The sequence below is a fragment of the Pseudomonas kielensis genome, from assembly GCF_030505375.1.
Taxonomy (GTDB): domain Bacteria; phylum Pseudomonadota; class Gammaproteobacteria; order Pseudomonadales; family Pseudomonadaceae; genus Aquipseudomonas; species Aquipseudomonas kielensis.
The window spans coordinates 2,030,525-2,056,772 of record NZ_CP130043.1; the positions used below are offsets into that span (position 1 = coordinate 2,030,525).

At 58.9% G+C, this 26,248-nt stretch carries 1 protein-coding gene; it reads left to right on the forward strand.

Annotated elements, in window-relative coordinates:
- The first annotated feature begins 288 nt into the window (after nt 1–288).
- Nucleotides 289–26,211, forward strand: a complete 25,923-nt coding sequence (locus Q1W70_RS09445) for a retention module-containing protein (RefSeq protein ID WP_302098794.1) — start codon at nt 289–291, stop codon at nt 26,209–26,211.
- The last annotated feature ends 37 nt before the right edge of the window (nt 26,212–26,248 follow it).

Genomic DNA, 26,248 nt, shown 5'->3' on the forward strand with positions numbered 1-26,248 from the left:
AACCGAAATGGCCGTATGTCAGATAGCTCGAAACAGGAACTGGATCACACGCTGCAGGACAGGTCGCCGCGTAAATATCAATGTGACATTACCGGGGCAATTGTTTAGGATGCCCTTAAGAAGGTCAATAGTTTGGCATTAAGTTAATCGCGAAAAGTTATAGCCAAATTATTGACTAAAAAACGCGTCATTTGTACGTCTATTTTTTAATGTACGTCCAGGCTGAATCGGCAAAACGCCCTTTCAGGTCTATGGAAGCCTACCGAACGGAACACCGGAGAGTCCTTAATGAGCAGTGTTGTTGCCATCGTCAAAAGCATTGTCGGTCAAGTTTTCGCGGTGTCCCCAGAGGGCATCCGACGCATTTTGGTTGAAGGTGATCGACTGTTCGTAGGCGACCAGCTGGATACAGGCCCGGCAGGCGCCGTGACCCTGGAACTGGCTGACGGCCGCCTGCTGGACCTGGGCCGCGACAGCCAATGGAGCGGCAGCGCTCCGGACTCCAGTACCGATCTGGCACAAGCCACCGCGCAGGCCGCACCGTCGGTAGAAGAACTGCAGCAAGCCATTGTCGCGGGCGCCGACCCGACCACCGAACTGGAAGCCACTGCCGCCGGCCAAAGCGCCGCAGGTACCGGGGGCGCCGCCGGAGGTGGTCACAGCTTTGTGATGCTGGACGCGACTGCTGGCCGGGTTGACCCGACCATTGGTTTCCCGACGGCGGGCATCGATTCAGCCGTCACCGCCGTGGAAGACACCACCGGCGGCCAGGACAACCGCAATAACGACAACCTGCTGCGCGGCTCGAGCCTGACCCTGAGCGCCACGCCGACCATCACCGAAGCGGGCGGCGTACTGGTCTACACCGCGAACGTGACCCAGGCGCCGCTGAGCGACCTGACCATTACCCTGTCCAATGGCGCGATCATTGTCATCCCTGCCGGCCAGGTCACTGGCAGCGTCAACGTTCCCCTGGCCCCGAACGACAGCGTCTACACCGACCCGTCGCAAATTACCGTCACCGTCACTGGCACCACCGGTGGTGGCGGCCTGGTATTGACCGTCGACCCGACGCCTGCCGTCACCCAGATCACCGACACCATCGACACCACCACGGTCACACTGACCGCGCAACCGACGATCAGCGAAGGCGGCCAGATCACCTACACCGCCACCTTGACCAACCCGGCGCAGACGCCGGTGACCGTAACCTTGAGCAACGGCTCGGTCATCACTATCGAAGCCGGTAAATCCACCGGCACCGTGGTAATCGATACTCCGGTCAATGACGTTTACAACAATGGCAGTACTGTCACTACCACCATTACCGGTGCTACCGGTGGCAACTTCGAAAACCTGGTGCCTAGCCCTACTCCGGCGGTCACCACCATTACCGATTCGCCTGACACTACCGGTCTGACCTTGACCGCTACCGGCGGCATTACCGAAGGCGGCCAGATCACTTACACCGCGACCCTGACCAATCCGGCGGGCACGCCGATGACCGTGACCTTGAGCAATGGCTCGGTCATTGTCATCGAAGCGGGTAAAACCAGCGGTACTGTGCTGGTCGATACCCCGGCTAACGATGTGTATGTCAATGGCAGCACCGTGAGCACGGCGATCACGGGTACCACTGGCGGCAACTTTGAGAACCTGGTGCCAGACACCACGCCTGCTGTCACCACCATCAGCGATTCGACTGACGCCACTGGCCTGACCCTCACCGCCACTGGCGGCATCACCGAAGGCGGGCAGATCACTTACACCGCGACCCTGACCAATCCGGCGGGCACGCCGATGACTGTGACCTTGAGCAATGGCTCGGTCATTGTCATCGAAGCGGGCAAAACTACCGGCACTGTGCTGGTCGATACCCCGGCTAACGATGTGTATGTCAATGGCAGCACTGTTAGCACGACGATCACGGGTACCACTGGCGGCAACTTTGAGAACCTGGTGCCAGACACCACGCCTGCTGTCACTACTATCAGCGATTCGCCTGACGCCACTGGCCTGACCCTCACCGCCACTGGCGGCATTACCGAAGGCGGCCAGATCACTTACACCGCGACCCTGACCAATCCGGCGGGTACGCCGATGACCGTGACCTTGAGCAACGGCTCGGTCATCGTCATCGAAGCGGGTAAAACCAGCGGTACCGTGCTGGTCGATACGCCGGCCAACGACGTGTACGTCAACGGCAGCACCGTTAGCACCACCATTACCGGCACCACTGGCGGTAACTTCGAAAACCTGGTGCCAGACACCACGCCTGCTGTCACTACTATCAGTGATTCGCCTGACGCCACTGGCCTGACCCTCACCGCTACCGGCGGCATCACCGAAGGCGGCCAGATCACTTACACCGCGACCCTGACCAATCCGGCGGGCACGCCGATGACTGTGACCTTGAGCAATGGCTCGGTCATTGTCATCGAAGCGGGCAAAACTACCGGCACTGTGCTGGTCGATACCCCGGCTAACGATGTGTATGTCAATGGCAGCACTGTTAGCACGACGATCACGGGTACCACTGGCGGCAACTTTGAGAACCTGGTGCCAGACACCACGCCTGCTGTCACTACTATCAGCGATTCGCCTGACGCCACTGGCCTGACCCTCACCGCTACCGGCGGTATCACCGAAGGCGGCCAGATCACCTACACCGCGACCTTGACCAATCCGGCGGGCACGCCGATGACTGTGACCTTGAGCAACGGCTCGGTCATTGTCATCGAAGCGGGTAAAACTACCGGTACTGTGCTGGTCGAGACCCCGGCCAACGATGTGTATGTCAACGGCAGCACCGTTAGCACCACCATTACCGGCACCACTGGCGGTAACTTCGAGAACCTGGTGCCTAGCCCTACTCCGGCCGTTACCACCATCTCCGATAGCATCGACACCGTAACCGTCACGATCGAAAGCAATGGCAACGTGCTGGAGAACGCGGCACCGAAGTTCACCGTCAAGGTGGATCAGGTCCTCAAACAAGACCTGACCGTCACCCTGAGCAACGGCGACACCGTCGTCATCAAGGCCGGCACCAACAGCGTTCCGTACGAGCTGAAAGCTCAGGGCGACGACGTCTACAAAGACGGTCAAATCATCGAAGTGGGTGTCGACAACGCCACCGTCGACGGCAAGTCGTTCGAGAACCTGGTACTGGGCGACAAAGCCCAAGTGACCATCGGCGACACCACTTCTGAAGTGGTTGCCACCCTGTCTGTGGATAAAACCACCGTCACCGAAGGCGGTACCGTCACTTACACCGTGACCCTGACCAACGCTGCTGGCATGCCGATGGCCAACCACGGCGAGCTGACCTTCAAGCTTTCCGATGGCACCACCATCACCGTTCCGGCCAACAGCACCACCGGCACGGCAACCGTGGTCACCAGCAATGACATCTTCACTGGCGGTCAGCCGGCGCTGGTCAACAAACTGGAAAGCGTCTCCGGTGGCGATCAGTTCGAGAAGCTGACCCTGGGCAAAGACCAGTTCACCACCACCGTCACCGACCAACCGTCGGGCGAAGGCGACAAGATCACCGTCACCATCGAAAGCAATGGCGACGTGCTGGAAAACGCTGCGCCGAAGTTCACCGTCAAGGTTGACCAGGTCCTCAAACAGGACCTGACCGTCACCCTGAGCAACGGCGACACCGTGGTGATCAAGGCTGGCACCACCAGCACGCCTTACGAGCTGAAAGCCCAAGGCGATGACGTCTACAAAGACGGTCAAATCATCGAAGTCGGTGTCGACAACGCCACCGTTGACGGCAAGTCGTTCGAGAACCTGGTACTGGGCGACAAAGCCCAAGTGACCATCGGCGACACCACTTCTGAAGTGGTTGCCACCCTGTCTGTGGATAAAACCACCGTCACCGAAGGCGGTACCGTCACTTACACCGTGACCCTGACCAACGCTGCTGGCATGCCGATGGCCAACCACGGCGAGCTGACCTTCAAGCTTTCCGATGGCACCACCATCACCGTTCCGGCCAACAGCACCACCGGCACGGCAACCGTGGTCACCAGCAATGACATCTTCACTGGCGGTCAGCCGGCGCTGGTCAACAAACTGGAAAGCGTCTCCGGTGGCGATCAGTTCGAGAAGCTGACCCTGGGCAAAGACCAGTTCACCACCACCGTCACCGACCAACCGTCGGGCGAAGGCGACAAGATCACCGTCACCATCGAAAGCAATGGCGACGTGCTGGAAAACGCTGCGCCGAAGTTCACCGTCAAGGTTGACCAGGTCCTCAAACAAGACCTGACCGTCACCCTGAGCAACGGCGACACCGTCGTCATCAAGGCCGGCACCAACAGCGTTCCGTACGAGCTGAAAGCCCAAGGCGACGACGTCTACAAAGACGGCCAGATCATCGAAGTGGGTGTCGACAACGCCACCGTTGACGGCAAGTCGTTCGAGAACCTGGTGCTGGGCGACAAAGCCCAAGTCACCATCGGCGACACCCTCACCGAGGTGAAAGCCACCCTGACTGTGGATAAAACCACCGTCACCGAAGGCGGTACCGTCACTTACACCGTGACCCTGACCAACGCCGCTGGCTTGCCGATGGCCAACCACGGCGAGCTGACCTTCAAGCTTTCCGATGGCACCACCATCACCGTTCCGGCCAACAGCACCACTGGCACGGCAACCGTGGTCACCAGCAACGACATCTTCACTGGCGGTCAGCCGGCGCTGGTCAACAAACTGGAAAGCGTCTCCGGTGGCGATCAGTTCGAGAAGCTGACCCTGGGCAAAGACCAGTTCACCACCACCGTCACCGACCAACCGTCGGGCGAAGGCGACAAGATCACCGTCACCATCGAAAGCAATGGCGACGTGCTGGAAAACGCTGCGCCGAAGTTCACCGTCAAGGTTGACCAGGTTCTCAAGCAGGATCTGACCGTCACCCTGAGCAACGGCGACACCGCGGTGATCAAGGCTGGCACCACCAGCGTTCCGTACGAGCTGAAAGCTCAGGGTGATGACGTCTACAAAGACGGTCAAATCATCGAAGTCGGTGTCGACAACGCCACCGTCGACGGCAAGTCGTTCGAGAACCTGGTGCTGGGCGATAAAGCTCAAGTCACCATCGGCGATACCACTTCTGAAGTGGTTGCCACCCTGTCTGTGGATAAAACCACCGTCACCGAAGGCGGTACCGTCACTTACACCGTGACCCTGACCAACGCCGCTGGCTTGCCGATGGCCAACCACGGCGAGCTGACCTTCAAGCTTTCCGATGGCACCACCATCACCGTTCCGGCCAACAGCACCACTGGCACGGCAACCGTGGTCACCAGCAATGACATCTTCACTGGCGGTCAGCCGGCGCTGGTCAACAAACTGGAAAGCGTCTCCGGTGGCGATCAGTTCGAGAAGCTGACCCTGGGCAAAGACCAGTTCACCACCACCGTCACCGACCAACCGTCGGGCGAAGGCGACAAGATCACCGTCACCATCGAAAGCTATGGCGACGTGCTGGAAAACGCTGCGCCGAAGTTCACCGTAAAGGTTGACCAGGTCCTCAAACAGGACCTGACCGTCACCCTGAGCAACGGCGACACCGTGGTGATCAAGGCTGGCACCACCAGCACGCCTTACGAGCTGAAAGCCCAAGGCGATGACGTCTACAAAGACGGTCAAATCATCGAAGTGGGTGTCGACAACGCCACCGTTGACGGCAAGTCCTTCGAGAACCTGGTGCTGGGCGATAAAGCTCAAGTCACCATCGGCGACACCCTCACCGAGGTGAAAGCTACCCTGACTGTGGATAAAACCACGGTCGCCGAAGGCGGCACGGTCACTTACACCGTGACCCTGACCAACGCTGCTGGCATGCCGATGGCCAACCACGGCGAGCTGACCTTCAAGCTTTCCGATGGCACCACCATCACCGTTCCGGCCAACAGCACCACCGGCACGGCAACCGTGGTCACCAGCAATGACATCTTCACTGGCGGTCAGCCGGCGCTGGTCAACAAACTGGAAAGCGTCTCCGGTGGCGATCAGTTCGAGAAGCTGACCCTGGGCAAAGACCAGTTCACCACCACCGTCACCGACCAACCGTCGGGCGAAGGCGACAAGATCACCGTCACCATCGAAAGCAATGGCGACGTGCTGGAAAACGCTGCGCCGAAGTTCACCGTAAAGGTTGACCAGGTCCTCAAACAGGACCTGACCGTCACCCTGAGCAACGGCGACACCGTGGTGATCAAGGCTGGCACCACCAGCACGCCTTACGAGCTGAAAGCCCAAGGCGATGACGTCTACAAAGATGGCCAGATCATCGAAGTGGGTATCGACAAGGCTGCCGTCGACGGCAAGTCGTTCGAGAACCTGGTGCTGGGCGATAAAGCTCAAGTCACCATCGGCGATACCACTTCTGAAGTGGTTGCCACCCTGTCTGTGGATAAAACCACCGTCACCGAGGGCGGCACGGTCACTTACACCGTGACCCTGACCAACGCTGCTGGCATGCCGATGGCGAGCCACGGCGAGTTGACCTTCAAACTCACCGACGGCACCGAGATCAAGATCCCGGCTAACGGCACCAGCGGCACTGCTGTGGTCACCGCCAAGGACGACATCTTCACCGGCGGTCAGGATGCGATCGTCAACAAGCTGGAGTCGGTCTCCTCGAACAACTTCGAGAAGTTGACCCTGGGCGACACTTCGCTGACTACCACCGTCACCGATGAACCGGGTACTGACGGCGACAAGATCACCGTCACCATCAAAAGCGAAGGCGACGTACTGGAGAACGCGGCACCGAAGTTCACCGTCAAGGTCGATCAGGTTCTCAAGCAAGACCTGACCGTGACCCTGAGCAACGGCGACACCGTGGTGATCAAGGCTGGCACCACCAGCACGCCGTATGAGCTGAAAGCTCAGGGTGATGACGTCTACAAAGACGGTCAAATCATCGAAGTGGGTATCGACAAGGCTGCCGTTGACGGCAAGTCCTTCGAGAACCTGGTGCTGGGCGATAAAGCCCAGGTCACCATCGGCGACACCCTCACCGAGGTGAAAGCCACCCTGACTGTGGATAAAACCACGGTCACCGAAGGCGGCACTGTCACCTACACCGTGACCCTGACCAACGCTGCCGGCATGCCGATGGCGAGTCATGGCGAGTTGACCTTCAAACTCACCGACGGCACCGAGATCAAGATCCCGGCCAATGGCACCACCGGTTCTGCTGTGGTCACCGCCAAGGACGACATCTTCACTGGCGGTCAGGATGCGATCGTCAACAAGCTGGAGTCCGTCTCCTCGAACAACTTCGAGAAACTGACTCTGGGCGAAACCTCGCTGACCACCAAGGTCACCGATGAACCAGGCTCGGGCGATCCAAAAGACCCAGCCAACGAAGGCGACAAGATCACCGTCACCATCAAAAGCGAAGGCGACGTACTGGAAAACGCTGCACCGAAGTTCACGGTGAAAGTGGATCAAGCCCTCAAGCAAGACCTGACCGTCACCCTGAGCAACGGCGACACCGTGGTGATCAAGGCTGGCACCACCAGCACGCCTTACGAGCTGAAAGCCCAAGGCGACGACGTCTACAAAGACGGTCAGATCATCGAAGTCGGTGTCGACAACGCCACCGTCGACGGCAAGTCCTTCGAGAACCTGGTGCTGGGCGACAAAGCCCAAGTCACCATCGGCGACACCCTCACTGAGGTGAAAGCCACCCTGACTGTGGATAAAACCACGGTCGCCGAAGGCGGCACGGTCACTTACACCGTGACCCTGACCAACGCTGCTGGCATGCCAATGGCGAGCCACGGCGAGTTGACCTTCAAACTCACCGACGGCACCGAGATCAAGATCCCGGCTAACGGCACCAGTGGTACTGCTGTGGTCACCGCCAAAGACGACATCTTCACCGGCGGTCAGGATGCGATCGTCAACAAACTCGAGTCGGTTTCGACCAACAACTTCGAGAAGTTGACCCTCGGTAAAGACCAGTTCACCACCACCGTCACCGACGAGCCAGGTACTGACGGCGACAAGATCACTGTCACCATCAAAAGCGAAGGCGACGTGCTGGAAAACGCTGCACCGAAGTTCACGGTGAAAGTGGATCAGGTCCTCAAGCAAGACCTGACCGTCACCCTCAGCAACGGCGATACCGTGGTGATCAAGGCTGGCACCACCAGCACACCGTATGAGCTGAAAGCCCAGGGCGACGACGTCTACAAAGACGGTCAAATCATCGAAGTGGGTATCGACAAGGCTGCCGTTGACGGCAAGTCGTTCGAGAACCTGGTGCTGGGCGACAAAGCCCAAGTCACCATCGGCGACACCCTCACTGAGGTGAAAGCCACCCTGACTGTGGATAAAACCACGGTCGCCGAAGGCGGCACGGTCACTTACACCGTGACCCTGACCAACGCCGCCGGCATGCCAATGGCCAGCCACGGCGAGTTGACCTTCAAACTCACCGACGGCACCGAGATCAAGATCCCGGCTAACGGCACCAGTGGTACTGCTGTGGTCACCGCCAAAGACGACATCTTCACTGGCGGTCAGGATGCGATCGTCAACAAACTCGAATCGGTTTCGGCTAACAACTTCGAGAAACTGACCCTGGGCGACACGTCGCTGACCACCAAGGTCACCGACGAACCAGGCTCGGGCGATCCAAAAGATCCTGCCAACGAAGGCGACAAGATCACCGTCACCATCAAAAGCGAAGGCGACGTGCTGGAGAACGCAGCACCGAAGTTCACGGTGAAAGTGGATCAAGCCCTCAAGCAAGACCTGACCGTCACCCTGAGCAACGGCGACACCGTGGTGATCAAGGCTGGCACCACCAGCACGCCTTACGAGCTGAAAGCCCAAGGCGATGACGTCTACAAAGATGGCCAGATCATCGAAGTGGGTATCGACAAGGCTGCCGTCGACGGCAAGTCGTTCGAGAACCTGGTGCTGGGCGATAAAGCTCAAGTCACCATCGGCGATACCACTTCTGAAGTGGTTGCCACCCTGTCTGTGGATAAAACCACCGTCACCGAGGGCGGCACGGTCACTTACACCGTGACCCTGACCAACGCCGCCGGCATGCCAATGGCCAGCCACGGCGAGTTGACCTTCAAACTCACCGACGGCACCGAGATCAAGATCCCGGCCAATGGCACCACCGGTTCTGCTGTGGTCACCGCCAAGGACGACATCTTCACCGGCGGTCAGGATGCGATCGTCAACAAACTCGAGTCGGTTTCGACCAACAACTTCGAGAAGTTGACCCTCGGTAAAGACCAGTTCACCACCACCGTCACCGACGAGCCAGGTACTGACGGCGACAAGATCACCGTCACCATCAAAAGCGAAGGCGACGTACTGGAGAACGCGGCACCGAAGTTCACCGTCAAGGTCGATCAGGTTCTCAAGCAAGACCTGACCGTGACCCTGAGCAACGGCGACACCGTGGTGATCAAGGCTGGCACCACCAGCACGCCGTATGAGCTGAAAGCCCAGGGCGACGACGTCTACAAAGATGGCCAGATCATCGAAGTGGGTATCGACAAGGCTGCCGTTGACGGCAAGTCCTTCGAGAACCTGGTGCTGGGCGATAAAGCCCAGGTCACCATCGGCGACACCCTCACCGAGGTGAAAGCCACCCTGACTGTGGATAAAACCACGGTCGCCGAGGGCGGCACTGTCACCTACACCGTGACCTTGACCAACGCTGCCGGCATGCCGATGGCGAGCCATGGTCCTCTGGAATTCACGCTGACCGATGGCACCGTGGTGAAAATCCCGGCCAACGGCACCAGTGGCACTGCCGAAGTCACCGCCAAAGACGACATCTTCACTGGCGGTCAGGACGCGATCGTCAACAAGCTGGAATCCGTTTCCTCGAACAACTTCGAGAAACTGACCCTGGGCGAAACTTCGCTGACCACCAAGGTCACCGACGAACCAGGCTCGGGCGATCCAAAAGACCCTGCCAACGAAGGCGACAAGATCACCGTCACCATCAAAAGCGAAGGCGACGTGCTGGAAAACGCGGCACCGAAGTTCACCGTCAAAGTCGATCAGGTTCTTAAGCAAGACCTGACCGTCACCTTGAGCAACGGTGACACCGTGGTGATCAAGGCGGGCACCACCAGCACGCCTTACGAGCTGAAAGCCCAAGGCGATGACGTCTACAAAGACGGTCAGATCATCGAAGTGGGTGTCGACAACGCCACCGTTGACGGCAAATCGTTCGAGAACCTGGTGCTGGGCGATAAAGCCCAGGTCACCATCGGCGACACCCTCACCGAGGTGAAAGCTACCCTGACTGTGGATAAAACCACGGTCGCCGAGGGCGGCACTGTCACCTACACCGTGACCTTGACCAACGCTGCCGGCATGCCGATGGCGAGCCATGGTCCTCTGGAGTTCACGCTGACCGATGGCACCGTGGTGAAAATCCCGGCCAACGGCACCAGTGGCACTGCCGAAGTCACCGCCAAGGACGACATCTTCACTGGCGGTCAGGACGCGATCGTCAACAAACTCGAGTCGGTTTCGACTAACAACTTCGAGAAACTGACCCTGGGCGACACTTCGCTGACCACCAAGGTCACCGACGAACCAGGCTCGGGCGATCCGAAAGACCCAGCCAACGAAGGCGACAAGATCACCGTCACCATCAAAAGCGAAGGCGACGTGCTGGAAAACGCTGCACCGAAGTTCACCGTCAAGGTTGACCAGGTCCTCAAACAAGACCTGACCGTTACCCTGAGCAACGGCGACACCGTCGTCATCAAGGCCGGCACCAACAGCGTTCCGTACGAGCTGAAAGCTCAGGGTGATGACGTCTACAAAGACGGTCAAATCATCGAAGTGGGTGTCGACAACGCCACCGTCGACGGCAAGTCCTTCGAGAACCTGGTGCTGGGCGATAAAGCCCAAGTCACCATCGGCGACACCCTCACCGAGGTGAAAGCTACCCTGACGGTGGATAAAACCACGGTCGCCGAAGGCGGCACGGTCACTTACACCGTGACCCTGACCAACGCCGCCGGCATGCCGATGGCGAGCCATGGCGAGTTGACCTTCAAACTCACCGACGGCACCGAGATCAAGATCCCGGCTAACGGCACCAGCGGCACTGCTGTGGTCACCGCCAAAGACGACATCTTCACTGGCGGTCAGGACGCGATCGTCAACAAGCTGGAGTCGGTCTCCTCGAACAACTTCGAGAAGTTGACCCTAGGCGACACTTCGCTGACTACCAAGGTCACCGACGAACCAGGCTCGGGCGATCCAAAAGACCCTGCCAACGAAGGCGACAAGATCACCGTCACCATCAAAAGCGAAGGCGACGTGCTGGAAAACGCTGCACCGAAGTTCACCGTCAAGGTTGACCAGGTCCTCAAGCAGGATCTGACCGTCACCCTGAGCAACGGCGACACCGTGGTGATCAAGGCTGGCACCACCAGCGTGCCGTACGAGCTGAAAGCTCAGGGCGACGACGTCTACAAAGACGGTCAAATCATCGAAGTGGGTGTCGACAACGCCACCGTTGACGGCAAGTCCTTCGAGAACCTGGTGCTGGGCGATAAAGCCCAAGTCACCATCGGCGACACCCTCACTGAGGTGAAAGCCACCCTGACTGTGGATAAAACCACGGTCGCCGAAGGCGGCACTGTCACTTACACCGTGACCCTGACCAACGCCGCCGGTATGCCGATGGCGAGCCATGGTCCTCTGGAGTTCACGCTGACCGATGGCACCGTGGTGAAAATCCCGGCCAATGGCACCAGTGGTACTGCCGAAGTCACCGCCAAGGACGACATCTTCACTGGCGGTCAGGACGCGATCGTCAACAAGCTGGAATCCGTTTCCTCGAACAACTTCGAGAAACTGACCCTGGGCGAAACTTCGCTGACCACCAAGGTCACCGACGAACCAGGCTCGGGCGATCCAAAAGACCCTGCCAACGAAGGCGACAAGATCACCGTCACCATCAAAAGCGAAGGCGACGTGCTGGAAAACGCTGCACCGAAGTTCACGGTGAAAGTGGATCAGGTCCTCAAGCAAGACCTGACCGTGACCTTGAGCAACGGTGACACCGTGGTGATCAAGGCTGGCACCACCAGCACACCGTACGAGCTGAAAGCCCAAGGCGATGACGTCTACAAAGACGGTCAGATCATCGAAGTGGGTGTCGACAACGCCACCGTCGACGGCAAGTCGTTCGAGAACCTGGTGCTGGGCGATAAAGCTCAAGTGACCATCGGCGACACCCTCACTGAGGTGAAAGCCACCCTGACTGTGGATAAAACCACGGTCGCCGAAGGCGGCACTGTCACCTACACCGTGACCCTGACCAACGCCGCCGGCATGCCAATGGCGAGTCATGGCGAGTTGACCTTCAAACTCACCGACGGCACCGAGATCAAGATCCCGGCTAACGGCACCAGTGGTACTGCTGTGGTCACCGCCAAAGACGACATCTTCACTGGCGGTCAGGATGCGATCGTCAACAAACTCGAATCGGTTTCGGCTAACAACTTCGAGAAACTGACCCTGGGCGACACGTCGCTGACCACCAAGGTCACCGACGAACCAGGCTCGGGCGATCCGAAAGACCCAGCCAACGAAGGCGACAAGATCACCGTCACCATCAAAAGCGAAGGCGACGTGCTGGAGAACGCGGCACCGAAGTTCACGGTGAAAGTGGATCAGGTCCTCAAGCAAGACCTGACCGTGACCTTGAGCAACGGTGACACCGTGGTGATCAAGGCTGGCACCACCAGCACACCGTACGAGCTGAAAGCCCAAGGCGATGACGTCTACAAAGACGGTCAGATCATCGAAGTGGGTGTCGACAACGCCACCGTCGACGGCAAGTCCTTCGAGAACCTGGTGCTGGGCGATAAAGCCCAAGTCACCATCGGCGACACCCTCACTGAGGTGAAAGCCACCCTGACTGTGGATAAAACCACCGTCGCCGAAGGCGGCACGGTCACTTACACCGTGACCCTGACCAACGCTGCTGGCATGCCGATGGCGAGCCATGGTCCTCTGGAGTTCACGCTGACCGATGGCACCGTGGTGAAAATCCCGGCCAACGGCACCAGTGGCACTGCCGAAGTCACCGCCAAGGACGACATCTTCACTGGCGGTCAGGACGCGATCGTCAACAAGCTGGAATCGGTTTCGGCTAACAACTTCGAGAAACTGACCCTGGGCGACACGTCGCTGACCACCAAGGTCACCGACGAACCAGGCTCGGGCGATCCGAAAGACCCAGCCAACGAAGGCGACAAGATCACCGTCACCATCAAAAGCGAAGGCGACGTGCTGGAGAACGCGGCACCGAAGTTCACGGTGAAAGTGGATCAGGTCCTCAAGCAAGACCTGACCGTGACCTTGAGCAACGGTGACACCGTGGTGATCAAGGCTGGCACCACCAGCACACCGTACGAGCTGAAAGCCCAAGGCGATGACGTCTACAAAGACGGTCAGATCATCGAAGTGGGTGTCGACAACGCCACCGTCGACGGCAAGTCCTTCGAGAACCTGGTGCTGGGCGATAAAGCCCAAGTCACCATCGGCGACACCCTCACTGAGGTGAAAGCCACCCTGACTGTGGATAAAACCACCGTCGCCGAAGGCGGCACGGTCACTTACACCGTGACCCTGACCAACGCTGCTGGCATGCCGATGGCGAGCCACGGCGAGTTGACCTTCAAACTCACCGACGGCACCGAGATCAAGATCCCGGCTAACGGCACCAGCGGCACTGCTGTGGTCACCGCCAAGGACGACATCTTCACCGGCGGTCAGGATGCGATCGTCAACAAGCTGGAGTCGGTCTCCTCGAACAACTTCGAGAAGTTGACCCTGGGCGACACTTCGCTGACTACCACCGTCACCGATGAACCGGGTACTGACGGCGACAAGATCACTGTCACCATCAAAAGCGAAGGCGACGTACTGGAGAACGCGGCACCGAAGTTCACCGTCAAGGTTGACCAGGTCCTCAAGCAGGATCTGACCGTGACCCTGAGCAACGGCGACACCGTGGTGATCAAGGCTGGCACCACCAGCACGCCTTACGAGCTGAAAGCCCAAGGCGACGACGTCTACAAAGACGGCCAGATCATCGAAGTGGGTATCGACAAGGCTGCCGTTGACGGCAAGTCGTTCGAGAACCTGGTGCTGGGCGACAAAGCTCAAGTGACCATTGGCGACACCCTCACTGAGGTGAAAGCTACCTTGACTGTGGATAAAACCACCGTCACCGAAGGCGGCACGGTCACCTACACCGTGACCCTGACCAACGCTGCTGGCATGCCGATGGCGAGCCACGGCGAGTTGACCTTCAAACTCACCGACGGCACCGAGATCAAGATCCCGGCTAACGGCACCAGCGGCACTGCTGTGGTCACCGCCAAGGACGACATCTTCACCGGCGGTCAGGATGCGATCGTCAACAAGCTGGAGTCGGTCTCCTCGAACAACTTCGAGAAGTTGACCCTGGGCGACACTTCGCTGACTACCACCGTCACCGATGAACCGGGTACTGACGGCGACAAGATCACCGTCACCATCAAAAGCGAAGGCGACGTACTGGAGAACGCGGCACCGAAGTTCACCGTCAAGGTCGATCAGGTTCTCAAGCAAGACCTGACCGTGACCCTGAGCAACGGCGACACCGTGGTGATCAAGGCTGGCACCACCAGCACGCCGTATGAGCTGAAAGCCCAGGGCGACGACGTCTACAAAGATGGCCAGATCATCGAAGTGGGTATCGACAAGGCTGCCGTTGACGGCAAGTCCTTCGAGAACCTGGTGCTGGGTGACAAAGCTCAAGTGACCATTGGCGACACCCTCACTGAGGTGAAAGCTACCTTGACTGTGGATAAAACCACCGTCACCGAAGGCGGCACGGTCACCTACACCGTGACCCTGACCAACGCTGCTGGCATGCCGATGGCGAGCCACGGCGAGTTGACCTTCAAACTCACCGACGGCACCGAGATCAAGATCCCGGCTAACGGCACCAGCGGCACTGCTGTGGTCACCGCCAAGGACGACATCTTCACCGGCGGTCAGGATGCGATCGTCAACAAGCTGGAGTCGGTCTCCTCGAACAACTTCGAGAAGTTGACCCTGGGCGACACTTCGCTGACTACCACCGTCACCGATGAACCGGGTACTGACGGCGACAAGATCACCGTCACCATCAAAAGCGAAGGCGACGTACTGGAGAACGCGGCACCGAAGTTCACCGTCAAGGTCGATCAGGTTCTCAAGCAAGACCTGACCGTGACCCTGAGCAACGGCGACACCGTGGTGATCAAGGCTGGCACCACCAGCACGCCGTATGAGCTGAAAGCCCAGGGCGACGACGTCTACAAAGATGGCCAGATCATCGAAGTGGGTATCGACAAGGCTGCCGTTGACGGCAAGTCCTTCGAGAACCTGGTGCTGGGTGACAAAGCCCAAGTCACCATCGGCGACACCCTCACTGAGGTGAAAGCCACCCTGACTGTGGATAAAACCACGGTCGCCGAAGGCGGCACTGTCACCTACACCGTGACCCTGACCAACGCCGCCGGCATGCCAATGGCGAGTCATGGCGAGTTGACCTTCAAACTCACCGACGGCACCGAGATCAAGATCCCGGCTAACGGCACCAGTGGTACTGCCGAAGTCACCGCCAAGGACGACATCTTCACCGGCGGTCAGGACGCGATCGTCAACAAGCTGGAGTCGGTCTCCTCGAACAACTTCGAGAAGTTGACCCTGGGCGATACTTCGCTGACTACCACCGTCACCGATGAACCGGGTACTGACGGCGACAAGATCACCGTCACCATCAAAAGCGAAGGCGACGTACTGGAAAACGCTGCGCCGAAGTTCACCGTCAAGGTCGATCAGGTTCTCAAACAAGACCTGACCGTGACCTTGAGCAACGGCGACACCGTGGTGATCAAGGCTGGCACCACCAGCACACCGTACGAGCTGAAAGCCCAAGGCGACGACGTCTACAAAGACGGTCAGATCATCGAAGTGGGTATCGACAAGGCTGCCGTCGACGGCAAGTCCTTCGAGAACCTGGTGCTGGGCGATAAAGCTCAAGTGACCATCGGCGACACCCTCACTGAGGTGAAAGCCACCCTGACTGTGGATAAAACCACGGTCGCCGAAGGCGGCACGGTCACTTACACCGTGACCCTGACCAACGCCGCCGGCATGCCAATGGCCAGCCACGGCGAGTTGACCTTCAAACTCACCGACGGCACCGAGATCAAGATCCCGGCCAATGGCACCACCGGTTCTGCTGTGGTCACCGCCAAAGACGACATCTTCACCGGCGGTCAGGATGCGATCGTCAACAAACTCGAGTCGGTTTCGACCAACAACTTCGAGAAGTTGACCCTCGGTAAAGACCAGTTCACCACCACCGTCACCGACGAGCCAGGTACTGACGGCGACAAGATCACCGTCACCATCAAAAGCGAAGGCGACGTACTGGAAAACGCTGCACCGAAGTTCACGGTGAAAGTGGATCAGGTCCTCAAGCAAGACCTGACCGTCACCCTGAGCAACGGCGACACCGTGGTGATCAAGGCTGGCACCACCAGCACACCGTACGAGCTGAAAGCCCAAGGCGACGACGTCTACAAAGACGGTCAGATCATCGAAGTGGGTATCGACAAGGCTGCCGTTGACGGCAAGTCGTTCGAGAACCTGGTGCTGGGCGACAAAGCTCAAGTCACCATCGGCGACACCCTCACCGAGGTGAAAGCTACCCTGACTGTGGATAAAACCACGGTCACCGAAGGCGGCACTGTCACCTACACCGTGACCCTGACCAACGCTGCCGGCATGCCGATGGCGAGTCATGGCGAGTTGACCTTCAAACTCACCGACGGCACCGAGATCAAGATCCCGGCCAATGGCACCACCGGTTCTGCTGTGGTCACCGCCAAGGACGACATCTTCACTGGCGGTCAGGATGCGATCGTCAACAAGCTGGAGTCCGTCTCCTCGAACAACTTCGAGAAACTGACCCTGGGCGACACGTCGCTGACCACCAAGGTCACCGACGAACCAGGCTCGGGCGATCCAAAAGATCCTGCCAACGAAGGCGACAAGATCACCGTCACCATCAAAAGCGAAGGCGACGTGCTGGAAAACGCTGCGCCGAAGTTCACGGTGAAAGTGGATCAGGTCCTCAAGCAAGACCTGACCGTCACCCTGAGCAACGGCGACACCGTGGTGATCAAGGCTGGCACCACCAGCACGCCGTATGAGCTGAAAGCCCAGGGCGACGACGTCTACAAAGATGGCCAGATCATCGAAGTGGGTATCGACAAGGCTGCCGTTGACGGCAAGTCCTTCGAGAACCTGGTGCTGGGTGACAAAGCCCAAGTCACCATCGGCGACACCCTCACCGAGGTGAAAGCTACCCTGACGGTGGATAAAACCACGGTCGCCGAAGGCGGCACGGTCACTTACACCGTGACCCTGACCAACGCCGCCGGCATGCCGATGGCGAGCCATGGCGAGTTGACCTTCAAACTCACCGACGGCACCGAGATCAAGATCCCGGCTAACGGCACCAGCGGCACTGCTGTGGTCACCGCCAAAGACGACATCTTCACCGGCGGCCAGGACGCGATCGTCAACAAGCTGGAGTCGGTCTCCTCGAACAACTTCGAGAAGTTGACCCTAGGCGACACTTCGCTGACTACCAAGGTCACCGACGAACCAGGCTCGGGCGATCCAAAAGACCCTGCCAACGAAGGCGACAAGATCACCGTCACCATCAAAAGCGAAGGCGACGTGCTGGAAAACGCTGCACCGAAGTTCACCGTCAAGGTTGACCAGGTCCTCAAGCAGGATCTGACCGTCACCCTGAGCAACGGCGACACCGTGGTGATCAAGGCTGGCACCACCAGCACGCCTTACGAGCTGAAAGCCCAGGGCGACGACGTCTACAAAGATGGCCAGATCATCGAAGTGGGTATCGACAAGGCTGCCGTTGACGGCAAGTCCTTCGAGAACCTGGTGCTGGGCGACAAAGCTCAAGTCACCATCGGCGACACCCTCACTGAGGTGAAAGCTACCCTGACGGTGGATAAAACCACTGTCGCCGAAGGCGGCACGGTCACTTACACCGTGACCCTGACCAACGCTGCTGGCATGCCGATGGCGAGCCATGGTCCTCTGGAGTTCACGCTGACCGATGGCACCGTGGTGAAAATCCCGGCCAATGGCACCAGTGGCACTGCCGAAGTCACCGCCAAAGACGACATCTTCACTGGCGGTCAGGATGCGATCGTCAACAAACTCGAATCGGTTTCGGCTAACAACTTCGAGAAACTGACCCTGGGCGACACGTCGCTGACCACCAAGGTCACCGACGAACCAGGCTCGGGCGATCCGAAAGACCCTGCCAACGAAGGCGACAAGATCACCGTCACCATCAAAAGCGAAGGCGACGTGCTGGAAAACGCGGCACCGAAGTTCACCGTCAAGGTCGATCAGGTTCTCAAGCAAGACCTGACCGTGACCCTGAGCAACGGCGACACCGTGGTGATCAAGGCTGGCACCACCAGCGTGCCGTACGAGCTGAAAGCTCAGGGCGACGACGTCTACAAAGATGGTCAGATCATCGAAGTGGGTGTCGACAACGCCACCGTTGACGGCAAGTCGTTCGAGAACCTGGTGCTGGGCGACAAAGCTCAAGTCACCATCGGCGACACCCTCACCGAGGTGAAAGCCACCCTGACTGTGGATAAAACCACGGTCGCCGAAGGCGGCACGGTCATTTACACCGTGACCCTGACCAACGCCGCCGGCATGCCAATGGCGAGCCACGGCGAGTTGACCTTCAAACTCACCGACGGCACCGAGATCAAGATCCCGGCCAATGGCACCACCGGTTCTGCTGTGGTCACCGCCAAGGACGACATCTTCACCGGCGGTCAGGATGCGATCGTCAACAAACTCGAGTCGGTTTCGACCAACAACTTCGAGAAGTTGACCCTCGGTAAAGACCAGTTCACCACCACCGTCACCGACGAGCCAGGTACTGACGGCGACAAGATCACTGTCACCATCAAAAGCGAAGGCGACGTACTGGAAAACGCTGCACCGAAGTTCACGGTGAAAGTGGATCAGGTCCTCAAGCAAGACCTGACCGTGACCTTGAGCAACGGTGACACCGTGGTGATCAAGGCTGGCACCACCAGCACACCGTACGAGCTGAAAGCCCAAGGCGATGACGTCTACAAAGACGGTCAGATCATCGAAGTGGGTGTCGACAACGCCACCGTCGACGGCAAGTCGTTCGAAAATCTGGTGCTGGGCGACAAAGCCCAAGTCACCATCGGCGACACCCTCACCGAGGTGAAAGCTACCCTGACTGTGGATAAAACCACGGTCGCCGAAGGTGGTTCGGTCATTTACACCGTGACCCTGACCAACGCTGCTGGCATGCCGATGGCGAGCCATGGCGAGTTGACCTTCAAGCTCACCGACGGCACCGAGATCAAGATCCCGGCCAATGGCACCACTGGTTCTGCTGTGGTCACCGCCAAGGACGACATCTTCACCGGCGGTCAGGATGCGATCGTCAACAAACTCGAGTCGGTTTCGACCAACAACTTCGAGAAGTTGACCCTCGGTAAAGACCAGTTCACCACCACCGTCACCGACGAGCCAGGTACTGACGGCGACAAGATCACTGTCACCATCAAAAGCGAAGGCGACGTACTGGAAAACGCTGCACCGAAGTTCACGGTGAAAGTGGATCAAGCCCTCAAGCAAGACCTGACCGTCACCCTGAGCAACGGCGACACCGTGGTGATCAAGGCTGGCACCACCAGCACACCGTACGAGCTGAAAGCCCAAGGCGACGACGTCTACAAAGACGGTCAGATCATCGAAGTGGGTATCGACAAGGCTGCCGTCGACGGCAAGTCCTTCGAGAACCTGGTGCTGGGCGATAAAGCTCAAGTGACCATTGGCGACACCCTCACTGAGGTGAAAGCTACCTTGACTGTGGATAAAACCACCGTCACCGAAGGCGGCACGGTCACCTACACCGTGACCCTGACCAACGCTGCTGGCATGCCAATGGCGAGTCATGGCGAGTTGACCTTCAAACTCACCGACGGCACCGAGATCAAGATCCCGGCTAACGGCACCAGCGGCACTGCTGTGGTCACCGCCAAGGACGACATCTTCACCGGCGGTCAGGATGCGATCGTCAACAAGCTGGAGTCGGTCTCCTCGAACAACTTCGAGAAGTTGACCCTGGGCGACACTTCGCTGACTACCACCGTCACCGATGAGCCATCGGGCCAAGGCGACAAGATCACCGTCACCATCAAAAGCGAAGGCAACGTGCTGGAAAACGCTGCACCGAAGTTCACGGTGAAAGTGGATCAGGTTCTCAAACAAGACCTGACCGTGACCTTGAGCAACGGCGACACCGTGGTGATCAAAGCTGGCACCACCAGCACACCGTATGAGCTGAAAGCCCAGGGCGACGACGTCTACAAAGATGGCCAGATCATCGAAGTGGGTATCGACAAGGCTGCCGTTGACGGCAAGTCGTTCGAAAATCTGGTACTCGGCGACAAAGCTCAAGTGACCATCGGCGACACCCTCACTGAGGTGAAAGCTACCCTGACGGTGGATAAAACCACGGTCGCCGAAGGCGGCACGGTTACCTACACCGTGACCCTGACCAACGCTGCTGGCATGCCAATGGCGAGCCACGGCGAGTTGACCTTCAAACTCACCGACGGCACCGAGATCAAGATCCCGGCCAATGGCACCACCGGCACTGCTGTGGTCACCGCCAAGGACGACATCTTCACCGGCGGTCAGGATGCGATCGTCAACAAGCTGGAGTCCGTCTCCTCGAACAACTTCGAGAAGTTGACCCTGGGCGACACTTCGCTGACTACCACCGTCACCGATGAACCGGGTACTGACGGCGACAAGATCACCGTCACCATCAAAAGCGAAGGCGACGTACTGGAGAACGCTGCACCGAAGTTCACGGTGAAAGTGGATCAGGTCCTCAAGCAAGATCTGACCGTGACCTTGAGCAACGGCGACACCGTGGTGATCAAAGCTGGCACCACCAGCACACCGTATGAGCTGAAAGCCCAGGGCGACGACGTCTACAAAGATGGCCAGATCATCGAAGTGGGTATCGACAAGGCTGCCGTTGACGGCAAGTCGTTCGAAAATCTGGTACTCGGCGACAAAGCCCAGGTCACCATCGGCGACACCCTCACTGAGGTGAAAGCCACCCTGACGGTGGATAAAACCACGGTCGCCGAAGGCGGCACGGTCACTTACACCGTGACCCTGACCAACGCTGCTGGCATGCCGATGGCGAGCCATGGCGAGTTGACCTTCAAACTCACCGACGGCACCGAGATCAAGATCCCGGCCAATGGCACCACCGGTTCTGCTGTGGTCACCGCCAAGGACGACATCTTCACCGGCGGTCAGGATGCGATCGTCAACAAGCTGGAGTCGGTCTCCTCGAACAACTTCGAGAAACTGACCCTGGGCGACACTTCGCTGACTACCACCGTCACAGATGAGCCATCGGGCCAAGGCGACAAGATCACCGTCACCATCAAAAGCGAAGGCGACGTACTGGAGAACGCGGCACCGAAGTTCACCGTCAAGGTCGATCAGGTTCTCAAGCAAGACTTGACCGTCACCCTGAGCAACGGCGATACCGTGGTGATCAAGGCTGGCACCACCAGCACGCCGTATGAGCTGAAAGCCCAAGGCGACGACGTCTACAAAGATGGTCAGATCATCGAAGTCGGTGTCAGCAAGGCCACCGTCGACGGCAAGTCGTTCGAGAACCTGGTGCTGGGCGATAAAGCCCAGGTCACCATCGGCGACACCCTCACCGAGGTGAAAGCCACCCTGACTGTGGATAAAACCACCGTCACCGAAGGCGGCACGGTCACTTACACCGTGACCCTGACCAACGCCGCCGGCATGCCGATGGCGAACCATGGCGAGTTGACCTTCAAGCTCACCGACGGCACCGAGATCAAGATCCCGGCCAATGGCACCACCGGTTCTGCTGTGGTCACCGCCAAAGACGATATCTTCACTGGCGGTCAGGACGCGATCGTCAACAAGCTGGAGTCCGTCTCCTCGAACAACTTCGAGAAACTGACCCTGGGCGACACTTCGCTGACTACCACCGTCACCGATGAGCCATCGGGCCAAGGCGACAAGATCACCGTCACCATCAAAAGCGAAGGCGACGTACTGGAGAACGCGGCACCGAAGTTCACCGTCAAGGTCGATCAGGTTCTCAAGCAAGACCTGACCGTGACCTTGAGCAACGGCGACACCGTGGTGATCAAAGCTGGCACCACCAGCACACCGTATGAGCTGAAAGCCCAGGGCGACGACGTCTACAAAGATGGCCAGATCATCGAAGTGGGTATCGACAAGGCTGCCGTTGACGGCAAGTCGTTCGAAAATCTGGTACTCGGCGACAAAGCCCAGGTCACCATCGGCGACACCCTCACTGAGGTGAAAGCCACCCTGACGGTGGATAAAACCACGGTCGCCGAAGGCGGCACGGTCACTTACACCGTGACCCTGACCAACGCCGCCGGCATGCCGATGGCGAACCATGGCGAGTTGACCTTCAAGCTCACCGACGGCACCGAGATCAAGATCCCGGCCAATGGCACCACCGGTTCTGCTGTGGTCACCGCCAAGGACGACATTTTCACTGGCGGTCAGGACGCGATCGTCAACAAACTCGAATCGGTTTCGGCTAACAACTTCGAGAAGTTGACCCTCGGTAAAGACCAATACACCACTACCGTCACCGACGAGCCATCGGGCCAGGGCGACCTGACCACTGTGGGTATCAATGGTGTGACGTCGGTCATCGAAGGCCAGTCGGCGCATTACACGCTGAACCTGAGCAACACCGCCCAGACCGATGTGACGGTGACCCTGAAGTACAGCGGCACCGCGATCAATGGTGTGGATTTCACCGGTGTTGTGACGGTTACGATTCCGGCCAACAGCAACAATGTCGGGTTCGATATCAGTACCCGTGATGACAAGCTGGTCGAGGGTGCCGAGAACTTCAAGATCACCATCGAGAAGGCTACCGGTGGTTCTTTCGAAAACCTGGGGATCGATCCGAACAAGTCCAGCGTGATCACCACCATCGTCGACAACGACCATGCACCGGTGACTGTCGGCGGGGCCGTTACCGGTCTTGAAGACACGACCATGACCCTGACCTGGGACAACTTCAAGGTCACTGATGTCGATAACGACAGCCCGTTGGGCATCACCATCACCCAGGTATCGGGCGCTGGCGACCTGCTGTTCAACGGCGTCAAGGTCACGGTTGGCCAAACCATCAGCCAGGCAGATATCGCCCTCGGCAAACTGACGTTTGTGCCCGCACGCAACGAGTCGGGTGCCGATGGCTATGGCGGTACCGGAGTGGGCAACAAGGCCGCGGATTACGCGCAGATCAAGTTCAAGCCTACCGACGGCTTCAACCTGGGCAATGAAGCGACCTTGAAAGTCGATATCACCCCGCAAGCCGATGCGCCAACGCTGAGCATCGCTGGCACCAACGTGAACTCGACGGGCTTGATCAAGGAGACCTGGACCGGCCTGACCGCCCTGAACACTGGCTTCAGCGGTGTAGGCAGCGGTGCGCCCACCAATACCCTGAAATCCGTGATCGACGCGGCCGGCACGCCAAACACCAGCACCACCATCAGCGACGTGCAGGAAGGCAATGTGACGGCTGGGGTGGCTTCGAAAACCTCCGGCCTGATTTACCTCGAAGCCGGCAAGGTCTACACCTTTAGCGGTACAGGCGACGACAGCCTGCTGGTGACTATCGGCGGTCAGAACGTGGCCAGCGCCCTGTGGGGCAATGGCGGCGCACTCAATGGTAGCTTCACGCCGACCACCAGCGGCTACTACACCCTGGACATCTACCACCACAACCAGAGCGGCCCGGGCAGCTACGACGTCAACCTCAAGGTGGACAACGGCCCGGTGCGCGACCTGAACAGTGCCGGGGTGCCGATCTATACCGGCGTCAACGACCTGATCAATGCCGGCGTCACGGTTTCCGACCTGCACGGCAGCAACGGTGAGGGTTACTACGACGGTTACAAACTCAACACCGGTCCAGAAGGCGGCACCATCAAGCTGTCGGCCATCACCACCGGACTGACCGACACGGACGGTTCCGAAAGCCTGAGCGTGAAGATCGGCGGGATTCCGGCGGGCTCCGTGCTCAGCGATGGCGCCGGTCATACCTTCACGGCCACCGCGACCAATGGCGAGGCGATTGTCACCGGCTGGAACCTCGGCACGCTGACCATCACCCCGCCGCCGTACCACAGCACCTCGTTCAACTTGACGGTGACGTCGACGTCCACCGAGCAGTTGGGTGGTTCCGCGCCAAGTACTGCGCAGATCCCGGTGACCCTGTACCCGGCGACGTACAACCCGATGATGGGCACGACCAAGGATGACAACATCCTGGGGACCGACAGCAATGACATCATCATTGCCGACATCGCTGGCCTGAACGTGGTCCAGGGCAAGAACTACAACATCGCGTTCATGGTCGACACCTCCGGCAGTATGGACACCTCGATCAAGGCCGCGAAGGACTCGCTGGCGCTGATGTTCACCACCCTCAAGCAGAGCCTGGGTGCGGACTCCTCGGGGACGGTGAATATCTTCCTGACGACCTTCGACAGCACCGTGAGCAAGACGCTGTCGGTCAACCTCAATGACCAGGGCGCGCTGGAGCTGCTGCAGGGTATGGTCCGGTCGATGTCGTCGGGCGGCGGTACCAACTACGAGGACGTGTTCAAGACCACAGCCAACTGGTTCCAGAGCGATCAGGCCACGGGCAACAAAGGCGCCACCAACCTGACGTACTTCATCACCGACGGTCAGCCCAACTACTACCAGAGTGGCGAGCAGCCCAACCCGGTGGTGGCGGACTTCTACTACAGCACCACCAAAAACGACGGCAAGCTGGACGACTACCTGAACGTCAACAACTACAAACTGGGCGATACCGCGTATATCACCCTGGGCGGCGTGAGCCGTCAGTTGATCAACAGCAACGGTCAGGTCCTCAAATGGACGGAATACGAACCGGGCAAGTGGTACAACTCAAATACCCTCGGCACGATCCGTGCGCAGGGCGACGGTACTTATGAGATCTCGTACACCGACGACAGGAATGGCACGACCAGCAACTCCACCAGCAGCTTCCTGTTGCTCAGTGGGCTATCGCAGGTCGAGGCGATCGGCCTGAACAAGACCATCAAGCCGGCCGACCTGATTCCGTACGACACCGATGACAAGCCGCAAACCAACATCGATCCGAAGGACCTGGCCAATGCCATCCTCGGCCACTCCGAGGCCACCCTGCCGGGTGCCGACACGGTCAATGGCGGTGATGGCAATGACATCATCTTCGGCGACCTGGTGAGCTTCAATGGCATTGCCGGTGAGGGTTACCAGGCCATACAGGCCTTCGTTGGCCAGCAACCCGGGATGGACGCCAACAACGTCACTGCCAGCAACGTGCACCAGTACATCACCGAGAACTACAACAAGTTCGATGTGTCCGGGGCGCGGGACGGTATCGACAACCTGCTGGGGGGTGCCGGCAACGACATCATCTTCGGCCAGGGCGGCGACGATGTGCTCGACGGCGGCAAGGGCAATGACATCCTGCTGGGTGGTACCGGCAAGGACACGCTGCTGGGCGGCGAAGGCAACGACATTCTGTTGGGCGGTTCGGGCAATGACATCCTGACCGGCGGCTCGGGTGCCGACACCTTCGTCTGGAGGTCAGGTGATACCGGCAATGACGTGATCAAGGACTTCAAGGCCAGCGAAGGCGACCGCATCGATCTGCGTGACCTGTTGCAGGGCGAGAGCGCCAGCACCATCGACAACTTCCTGAAAATCACCACGGTTGAAGGGGTATCGACGTTGCAGGTCAGTTCCGAAGGCAAGCTCAATACCGCAGGCGGCATCGCCAACGCCGACGTGACGATCAAACTGGAAGGCAACAACTGGTCCGGTCAGAGCGTCAACTCGCTGGTGGTCGGCCTCGATCCAACTATCAAGATCGACCACAACAACAGTTGACCGGGTACCTGCCGACCGCTCACGCGGGAGGTCGGCA